At 66.4% G+C, this 8,634-nt stretch carries 6 protein-coding genes; 4 read left to right on the top strand and 2 right to left on the bottom strand.

Features of this window, described 5'->3' with window-relative positions; all coding sequences use genetic code 11:
- Positions 1 to 1,703 (top strand): HWE histidine kinase domain-containing protein (locus tag CCR94_RS20820; RefSeq protein ID WP_146090128.1); only part of this gene is annotated, 1,703 nt, incomplete at its 5' end.
- Positions 1,704 to 2,029: 326 nt separating this feature from the next.
- On the opposite strand, the gene CCR94_RS20815 is transcribed toward CCR94_RS20820, so the two are convergent.
- A complete protein-coding gene (locus CCR94_RS20815) occupies positions 2,030 to 3,778 on the bottom strand; it encodes a B12-binding domain-containing radical SAM protein (RefSeq protein ID WP_104509847.1) in 1,749 nt (582 codons plus the stop codon).
- Positions 3,779 to 3,894: 116 nt separating this feature from the next.
- Positions 3,895 to 4,455: a DUF4337 family protein gene (locus CCR94_RS20810; protein ID WP_104509845.1), complete on the bottom strand. Its 561-nt coding sequence runs from the start codon at positions 4,453 to 4,455 to the stop codon at positions 3,895 to 3,897.
- Positions 4,456 to 4,616: 161 nt separating this feature from the next.
- On the opposite strand from CCR94_RS20810, the gene CCR94_RS20805 reads away from it, so the two are divergent.
- The 3 genes from CCR94_RS20805 (at position 4,617) to CCR94_RS20795 (ending at position 8,241) form a co-directional block, all read left to right on the top strand.
- Positions 4,617 to 5,315, top strand: coding sequence for a protein-L-isoaspartate O-methyltransferase family protein (locus CCR94_RS20805; RefSeq protein WP_158254855.1), 699 nt, complete (start codon positions 4,617 to 4,619; stop codon positions 5,313 to 5,315).
- Positions 5,316 to 5,513: 198 nt separating this feature from the next.
- Positions 5,514 to 6,899, top strand: a complete 1,386-nt coding sequence (locus tag CCR94_RS20800; protein WP_244594161.1) for a TolC family outer membrane protein — start codon at positions 5,514 to 5,516, stop codon at positions 6,897 to 6,899.
- Between the two features lie 211 nt (positions 6,900 to 7,110).
- The gene (locus tag CCR94_RS20795) at positions 7,111 to 8,241 is read left to right on the top strand and encodes a PopZ family protein (protein WP_146090127.1); all 1,131 of its coding nucleotides are present in this window, start codon (positions 7,111 to 7,113) and stop codon (positions 8,239 to 8,241) included.
- Positions 8,242 to 8,634: the final 393 nt, after the last annotated feature.

Here is an 8,634-nt window from a genome sequence, read left to right as displayed (position 1 = left end):
GCAGGAAGCGGTTCCGGCCGATCGGCGGGCCGGTGGTCAGCCTGATCGCGCTCGCGGGTCTCGTCGGCGCCTCGCTGGTCGATATCGAGGCGCAAAAACGCAGCCATGACGACATTCGTCTGGCGACGACCATGGTGGGGGGGCTGGCCCGCCTGCTGAGTTCGTTGCAGGATGTCACCGCGCAGTCGCGCCGCTACCTGCTCACGGGCGAGGCCGGCTATCTCGCCCCCTATCGCCAGGCGGCGGACGACCTGCGCGAAGCCGCGCGGCGGCTGGACTCGTGGACTTCCGGCGATCCGCGCCTGATTGAGGACGTGCGCGGCGTGCGGGCGCTGACCGAGCTGAAACTCGACGAGTTGCGCGAGGAAATGGACTTGCAGCAGGGCGGCCAGACGGCGCGCGCCCTGGAGGTCATTCGCGCCAACGCCCGCAAGGCCACGCTGGAGCTGTTGCGCCAGGCGGTCGCCGCCACGCAGGATGCCGAGGACGCCCGGATCGAAGCCAGCCGCGCGGCGGCCGACCGGCTGGGCACGCAACTCCAGTTCACCACCCTGCTCACCATAGCGGTGGTGGTCGCGCTGGCGATTTTCCTGTTTCTGGACGCGCGGCGGCGCTTTTTCGAACTGCGCCGCGTCCATGAACAACTGGCTTCCACCGCCGCCTCCCTCGACCGAGAGGTCGCCGCCAAGACCGCGCATCTGTCCGCCGCGCTGGAGGCGGAGCGGGCGGCGCTGAAGGATCTCGGCGACTTCAAGGCCGCGCTCGACCAGCACGCCATCGTCGCCACCACCGACCGGCGCGGCGTCATCACCTATGTCAACGACAAGTTCTGCGCGGTCGCCAAATATGCCCGGGAGGATCTGCTCGGCGCGACCCATGCGATCATCAACTCGGGCCTGCACCCGCCGGAATTTTTTCGCGACCTGTGGGCGACGATCTCCGCCGGTCGGACCTGGCGCGGCGAAATCCGCAACCGCGCCAGCGACGGCGAGATCTACTGGGTGGAGACCACCATCGTCCCCTTCCTCGACGCGCGCGGCAAACCGCGCCAATTTATCGCGATCCGCACCGACATCACCGCCTCGAAGCTGGCCGAGGAGCATATCCGGTTCCTGATGGGCGAGGTCAACCACCGCTCGAAAAACCTGCTCAGCGTGGTGCAGTCGATCGCCGTGCTGTCGGCCAGGGACGCCGACCCCAGGACTTTCGCGCAAAACCTGTCGCACCGCATCACCGGTCTCGCCGCCAGCCAGAACCTGCTCATCAACAGCGAATGGAAGGGGGTGGACGTCGCCGAACTGGTGCGCGCCCAGCTCACGGCCTTCCGCGACCTGCTCGACCGTCGCATCCTGCTTTCGGGGCAAAACCTGCGTCTCGCCGCCGCCGCCGCCCAGGCCATCGGCATGGCGCTGCACGAACTCGCCACCAATTCCGCCAAATATGGCGCCCTGTCCAACGATGAGGGCGTGGTGCGCATCGACTGGGGCGACGGGGCGGCCGAAGGCGACGCCGCCTTCCACATGCGCTGGCGCGAGGACGGCGGCCCGGAGGTGGTCGCGCCCACCCGAAAGGGATTTGGCCAGAAAGTCATGGTGGACATGGTCGAGCGCGCCATCAGGGGCGATGTCACGATCGACTATCGCGCCGCAGGCGTGTGCTGGACCGTTCGCGCGCCGATGGAAGCCACCATCGAGACGGGGTGAGTTCGATGGGCGTCAGACCCAGGGCGATCGGGTGAATGAGTATAGCGGCAGTTAGGCTGGGAATCCCTTCTCCCCTTGCGGGAGAAGGTGGCCCCGAAGGGGTCGGATGAGGGGGCAAACGCAAGAACAAAGGCGTTTATCTTCGGCTGGCGCCCCCTCATCCGGCGCCATAGCCCGTCCGCAAGGACGGGCGTCTGGCGACGCCCGAGGGCGCCACCTTCTCCCGCCATAGGGCGTCCGAAAGGACGCCCGTCCACCGACGGGCTATGGGGAGAACGGAACACGACCGCGCGTCCTTATTCTTTATTCGCCCGACTGCCCGGGCGTCAGACCGCCGCCGTCTTGCGCGCCGCCTTCTGCTTGGCCTTTTCGCCGGCGGCGCGGGACGATTCCGTGTTCTGGAACAGGTCGAGGTCGTCGAGATCGCCCGCTTTCGGCGGCGACAGCGCCTGATCCATATAGGCGGAAGCCTCGGTCTTGTGGCGCTTGAGCCAGAGACGGAACAGGCCGAGACGCGCCGCCATCGCCGCGAGCCGGACGTGCTTGGTCACGAAATCGGCGCCAAGGCGCGGGTAGAACAGCAGCGGATTTTCCAGCGGCAGGCCGGGCCGGCGGTCGCGGCGATATTTGCGGCGGAGGTAGCCGCCTTGCAGCGGATGCACCTTTTCCAGCTTGACGCAGCCCCAGAACCACAACAGCAGGAACAGCGCCTGCCCGGCCGACACCCCCGTGGCGGCGGCGCGGCGCATGATCGTCTTCATGTGCGCGACCGAATAATAAAGCGTCCAGGCCTGCTGGTAGATCCCCTCCCACTCCGCCTTGGACATGCGGGGATGGTGGGTGACCGCATGTTCGAGATCGTATTTGTTGAGGTCGGGGTCCATCCACGTCCCGGCGGCGGACTGGCGCTGGTGGTCCTCCGAGCCCGGCAGCGGCGTCAGGAAGAAGAACTCCAGAATGTCCAGCGGCAGCTCGCGCTGGATGATGGCGATGTCGCGCCGGATGCTTTCGGGCGTATCGTTGGGGAAACCGAGGATATAGCCGGCATAGGTGAAGCAGCCGGCGGCCTTCCAGGCCAACAGCATCTCCCGGTATTCCGCGATGCGGTTCTGCTTTTTCTTCACGCCCGCGAGATTGTCGGGGTTGATGTTTTCGAGGCCGATGAACACGCGCTTCACCCCGGCGCGGCCGGCCTTCTCGATGAAATTCTCGATGCGGTGCGACAGCGTGTCGACCTGGATGATGAAGGTGAAGCGCAGCCCCTGCCCGCGCAGGCCGATCAGCCGGTCGAAAATCTCTTCCCAATTGCTGTTGCGGGCGAAATTGTCGTCGGTGATGAAGAAGGAATCCACCCCCTGCGCGAGATTGGCGCGGATGATCGCCTCGACATCGTCGGCCGAGCGGTGGCGGGATTTGCGGCCCTGCACATTGATGATGGTGCAAAACGAGCATTGGAACGGGCAGCCGCGCCCGGCGTCGAACGAGGTGACGGCGCCGCTGGTGCCCGAAACGATCGCGGCCGGCAGCAGCGGGAACGGCGCGCCCTCCATCGCCGGAAGATCATGAAGAAAGTTGTACAAGGGCTTGAGCTGGCGCGAAAAAGCGTCCTGAAGCAGCGCGTCGAACCGCCCCTCGATCTCGCCCGCGTACAGGCTGCAGCCCAGCGCCTGCGCCTCAAGCAATTCAGGGGTGAGGTCCGGCAGCATGGAGACGCAGCCCGACACATGGAAGCCGCCGATCGCCACATCGACGCCCGCGGCCCGGAAGCGACGGGCGAGGTCGAGCGCGCGCGGAAACTGGTTCGACTGCACGCCGGTCAGGCAGATCAGGCCGTTTCCAGCCGTTTTTATCCGCGCGGCGATGGTTTCCGGGATGATCCTTGTGTTGGTTTCGTCGTAAACGAAAATTTCGAGGACGACATCCGGGCCGAGCGCGTGACGGCCGGCGGATTCCAGCGCGATGGCGTTGAGCGCCGCCAGCGAATTGGATGGAATCGCCGAGCGCCACCATTGCACCACATAGCCGTTGTCGTCGTAATGCGACGGTTTCAGCAGATGCAGTTGGAATACGGCCATGCGGACCCTCGGTTCAGGGCGCGGGAACGCGCCTTCTCACCCGGAGACTTAAGGTAAATCCTCGGCTGTCGAAACCTCAATTTTCGCCCGTGCTTGCGCCTGTCCGCGCAAGTGTCTCATATAAAAGCAAAAATAGCTCCGGCCACCCCGGCGAATCCCAGCAGAAGCGCGCCGTGGAAAGGCCAGCGATGGCCGCGGACGATGATGGAAATGGTGGCGATGGCGATGGCGATATGCAGCAGCGTCACGGCGACCGTCAGAATGTGGTGGCGGTGCTCGTGCGCCTCGCTGGCCTCCAGCGCCTCGTGGGACTTGTGCTCGTAGTCGCGCGCCTGTTTCTCGATGTCCTTCTGCTCGCCTTCGTAGCGGCGCGCCTTTTCGGCATATTCGGGCTTGGCGCCGGTCTGTTCGCCGAACAGAGTGTAAAGGTTCAGCTTGACGCTCTTGGCCTGGTAATAGGCCCAGGCGTCGGAGGCCTTGCTTTGCAGCAGCACCGCCGCGTTCTTCTCCGCGAAGGCCTTGGCGGTCTCCATCGTCTCCAGGCTGCCGACCGTGGCCGCGACTACGGCCAGCACCGCGATGACGACGGAGACGAGCGAAAGGAAATCGTCGCCGGAATGGGCGACATGCTTGGCGTGTTCGGCGTGTTCGAACGGTTCGGTCGGCGATTCGGTCATGAGGCCTCTCTCCCTGAAGTCCTTCAAGCTTAACCATGCGCCGGCGTCGCCGCAATCTCACGCGCGCGCCTATTCTAGACAGCGGCGGCCGGCGCCCTTATAAAGTTAGCGTTCACTATCCCAGCGCCGGGACTTCACGCCGGCCGTTCCGAGGGGGCTCCATGTCCGAAACGCTCGCCGATTCCTTCGCGGCCGATCCCTTCGCGGGCTTGCGCGAAACCATGGTCGAGCGGCAGATCCGCACCTTCGACGTCAGCGATCTCGCCGTGCAGGAGCGCATGAAGACGGTTCCGCGCGAGATCTTCGTCGATGACGCCTATGTTTCGCTGGCCTATTCCGACGCCCGCGTCCTGGTGACGGGGACGAGTCCGCGCGAACTGACCGCGCCGCTGATCCTGGGCAGAATGCTGAAGGAGGCCCATGTCCGCGCGACCGATCGGGCGCTGGTTGTCGGCGGCGCCTCCGGCTATGCCGCCGCCTTGCTCGCGGGTCTGGCCTTGTCCGTGGTCAGCCTCGACGAGGATGCGGCGCTGTCGGCGCGGGCGCAAGCCAGTTTCACGCGCCTCTGCCTCGCCAATGCGACCAGCGTGACCGGCCCGCTGCGCCAGGGCGCCGCCGCAGCCGCGCCTTTCGACCTCATCCTCGTCGATGGCGTCGTCACCGGCGGTCTTGAAGCGCTTTGCGACCAATTGACCGAGGGCGGCCGCATGGTGGCCATTGTCGGCGACGCCCCCGGCGCGCGCACCGGCCGCGCCACCCTGTTCACCCGCGCGGACAGCCAGACTTCGGGGTGCGGCCTGTTTTCCGCATCGGCCGCGACGCTGACGGCGCTGACGGCGCCGCCAGTCTTTGTGTTTTGAAGCGCGCGAGGTTGTGACTTTTCGGACGCAGCCTGCGAAAATCTGATGGTCTTGAGCCGCGTGGGGCGGGACTGGCCTTGTCTCCGCGGGTCATTTGGTTAACGGTAATCTTTGTATGGCATGGATTCTTTGGTGAAGTCGAACATCGAGCTTGTGGCGCTGTCACGCGTGGAATCGTACGGATTTGGGAGTGGGCTGTTGATCGGTGTTCCTTTCTCGCGCTTGCTGGCTGGGGTCGCTGTCGTGGCGCTGATGTGCGCTGCTGGCCCGGCGGCGGCGGAGACCATGTCCAGCGCCCTTGCGCGCGCTTATCGCAACAACCCCGACATCAACCAGCAGCGCGCCGCCGTGCGCGCCCGCGACGAGACCGTGCCGGCGGCCAAGGCCGGTTGGCTGCCCAAGGCGTCGCTCCAGGGCCAGTCGGGCCATCAGGCCAACGAGATCACCGGTTATCCGGGGTCGAACGGCAGACATTCGTCCAATCCTTCCCAAGCCGGCGCCACGCTGTCGCAGACCCTGTTCGACGGCAATCGCACCGCCAACGGCGTCAGCCAAGCCGAATCGACCGTGCTGGCCCAGCGTGAGGCGCTGCGCCAGCAGGAGCTGGCCACGCTGCAATCGGGCGCCACGGCCTATATGGACGTGCTGCGCGACACCGCCGTGCTCGGCCTGAAGCGCAGTAACATCAAGGTGTTGCAGGTTCAGTTGCAGCAGACGCAGGACCGCTTCAATGTCGGCGAAGTGACGCGCACCGACGTGGCGCAAGCCGAATCGGCGTTGGCCGGCGCGCGCGCCGATTTCGCCTCCGCGCAGTCCAACCTTGAGACCAGCATCGCCTCGTTCCGCCGGCAGATCGGCGTCGATCCGAAGAATCTCTCGCCGGCCCAGCCGGTCGAGCGCCTGCTGCCGAAATCCGTGCAGGCCGCCATCGGCGTCGGTCTCGACGAGCATCCGGCCATCACCGGCGCGCTGCATCAGGTCGACGCCGCCGAATCCGCCGTCAAGGTGGCCGAGGGCGCGCTGCTGCCCACCCTCGGCGTCCAGGGCACCGTGAGCCGGTCCCTCGATACCAGCGGCACGCCCGGCTACAATGTCAATACCGCCTCGGTCGTGGGCACGCTCAACATCCCGATTTATCAGGGCGGCCAGGAATACGCCGCCGTGCGCCAGGCCAAGGAGCAGCTCGGCCAGGCGCGGCTGGCGGTCGATTCGCAGCGCATCGCGGTGCGCGGCGGCATCTCCAGCAGTTGGGGCCAGTTGCAGGCGTCCAAGGCGGCCATCGTCGCCTACCAGGCCGCCGTCAAGGCGGCGGAAGTCGCCCTCAACGGCGTGCGCGAGGAGGCCAAGGTCGGCCAGCGCACGACGCTCGACGTGCTCAACGCCCAGCAGACGCTGCTGAACGCCCGCGTGCAGCTGGTTTCGGCTCAACACGACCGGGTCGTCACGTCCTATACCGTGCTCGCCCAGATCGGTCGCCTGTCCGCCGAAACGCTCGGCCTGGATGCGCCGGCCTACGACCCGGCCGACCATTACGAGCGCACCAAGAACCGCTTCATCGGCCTGACCGCCGCCGACGGCGGCTGAGCGTCCGGCTTGGCTGCGAAATCTGAGGATTACGGCGGGTATTGACTTGCGCCGGAAAAGTCGGCGGCGCATTTTAGACGCGTGGCTCTTGCGAGAGTCGCGCCATGCGCGTTTCCTCGTGGCGCGCGCGCCACAATCATCCTAGGAACGTTCGCAAAGCGGACGTTCCGATATTATCGACGTCCGAAGCCTTGCGAGCGTCCGAACCCCAATGAACGCAACGAACGCCAGCCAGACCAGCCTGCAGGCCGAACAAAAGGCGCTTGAGCCATCGATGGAGGACATTCTCGCCTCCATCCGGAGGATCATCGCCGACGACGACGCCTTGCCGCTTAGTCGCCGAGCCAGTGTCAGACCGGAGCCGGCCGCGAAAGACCCCGCGAGAGCGCAAGAGTCCCCGAAAGCGCAAGAACCCCAGAGAGAGCAGGAGCCCCAGAGAGCGCAGGAGCCGCCGAAAGCGCAAGAGCCGCCAACGGGACAACAGCCGCCCCTCGCGGCTCAGCCGGTCTCCCCGCCCCCCGTCTCCAATGCGCCGACGCCCGGTCCGACCGTGGTGGCGCCGCCCTTTTTCCAGACGCGCTCCGGAGCGCAGATGAGGCCGCCGCCGCTGCCCAACCTGCGCGACCTCGGCCTGCGTCTCGACGACATTCCCTCCAGCCCGGCGCCGCCCGCCAGCCTGGCGGCGCCGGCGAATGCCGAACCCGCGCCGTTCGCGTCGGATTTGCGCCCGTCGCTGGGTGGGCTTCCCGAATTCGTCAGCGCGCGCGCGGCGGCCGAAACGGCCGCTGAGACCGCCCAACCCGCGCCGCGACCGGCGCCGCCGGCGCAGCCCCTTGTGTCCGGCCCCGCGCCGCAGGCGGCCAAACCGTCCGTCAGTTTCGAGACCGGCGGCGCGATCCCGCCGTTCTCCTTCCGCGCCAACCTGCCGCCGCCGCTGGTCGGCCTCGCGCCGCTTCGTCAAGCCCCCGCGCCAAGGCCGCCCGCGCAAGCGACGCCGGCGCCCGCGCCCGAACCGACGGTCGCGTCCGTCTTCGCCGCCCAGGCGGCCCCGAGCGCGGCGGCGGAGCCCGTCGCGGCGCCCCGTCAGTCCGGACTGCCGCCGGCGCGCTTCGACCGCATCGAACCGGCGATGCTGTCGGAACTCAACGGCGTCAAGGTTGGCGCGGCGTTCGAGGCTCTGGCGGAATCGGCGCTGCTGCGCGATCCCGAAATGGTCGAGCGGCTGACCCGCGAGATTTTGCGGCCGATCATAAAAACCTGGCTCGACGACAATCTGCCCAATGTGGTGGAGCGTCTGGTGCGCGCGGAGATCGAACGGGTGGCGCGCGGGCCGAAGGATTGAGCGAATTGCCGCTTGATTGGCATGGGCGGGAAGCGATCATCATCGCATGGTCTGCTCCCGGCGGGGAGCGGACTGTCACAGACTGGCGCAAAAGTTGGTTGATGCCTTTGTTTTCAAAGACGCGCCCCCGTCCGTCAACGCGTGACGATCTAACGATTATCCGGTTGACAGGGTCGGGCAAGAGCACTTCAACGCGGGCTAAGGGTCCAGTTCCCTTCCAATAGCTGATGGGTTGGAAGGCGGCTTCTGATTTGCAGAACTGCGGTCAGTGCTGCATTCTGAACGACGTGGTGACCGAACAACGTGCATGGGTCGTTGGAATAAATTTCTCGCCGTGACAGCGGTGGCGCTGATCCTCGCCAGCGTTGGTTGTATTCTGTTTTTTGCTGCCCT

The organism is Rhodoblastus sphagnicola (assembly GCF_002937075.1).
GTDB lineage: Bacteria > Pseudomonadota > Alphaproteobacteria > Rhizobiales > Beijerinckiaceae > Rhodoblastus > Rhodoblastus sphagnicola.
Note: the sequence above shows the minus strand (reverse complement) of the source record. Positions and strands in the feature narration are given on the sequence as shown.

Excerpts from the sequence above, each read along its gene's own strand:
- CCR94_RS20815 (WP_104509847.1), bottom strand. The coding sequence starts at position 3,778 with ATGGCCGTATTCCAACTGCATCTGCTGAAACCGTCGCATTACGACGAC.
- CCR94_RS20810 (WP_104509845.1), bottom strand. The coding sequence starts at position 4,455 with ATGACCGAATCGCCGACCGAACCGTTCGAACACGCCGAACACGCCAAG.
- CCR94_RS20795 (WP_146090127.1), top strand. The coding sequence starts at position 7,111 with ATGAACGCAACGAACGCCAGCCAGACCAGCCTGCAGGCCGAACAAAAG.
- CCR94_RS20805 (WP_158254855.1), top strand. The coding sequence starts at position 4,617 with ATGTCCGAAACGCTCGCCGATTCCTTCGCGGCCGATCCCTTCGCGGGC.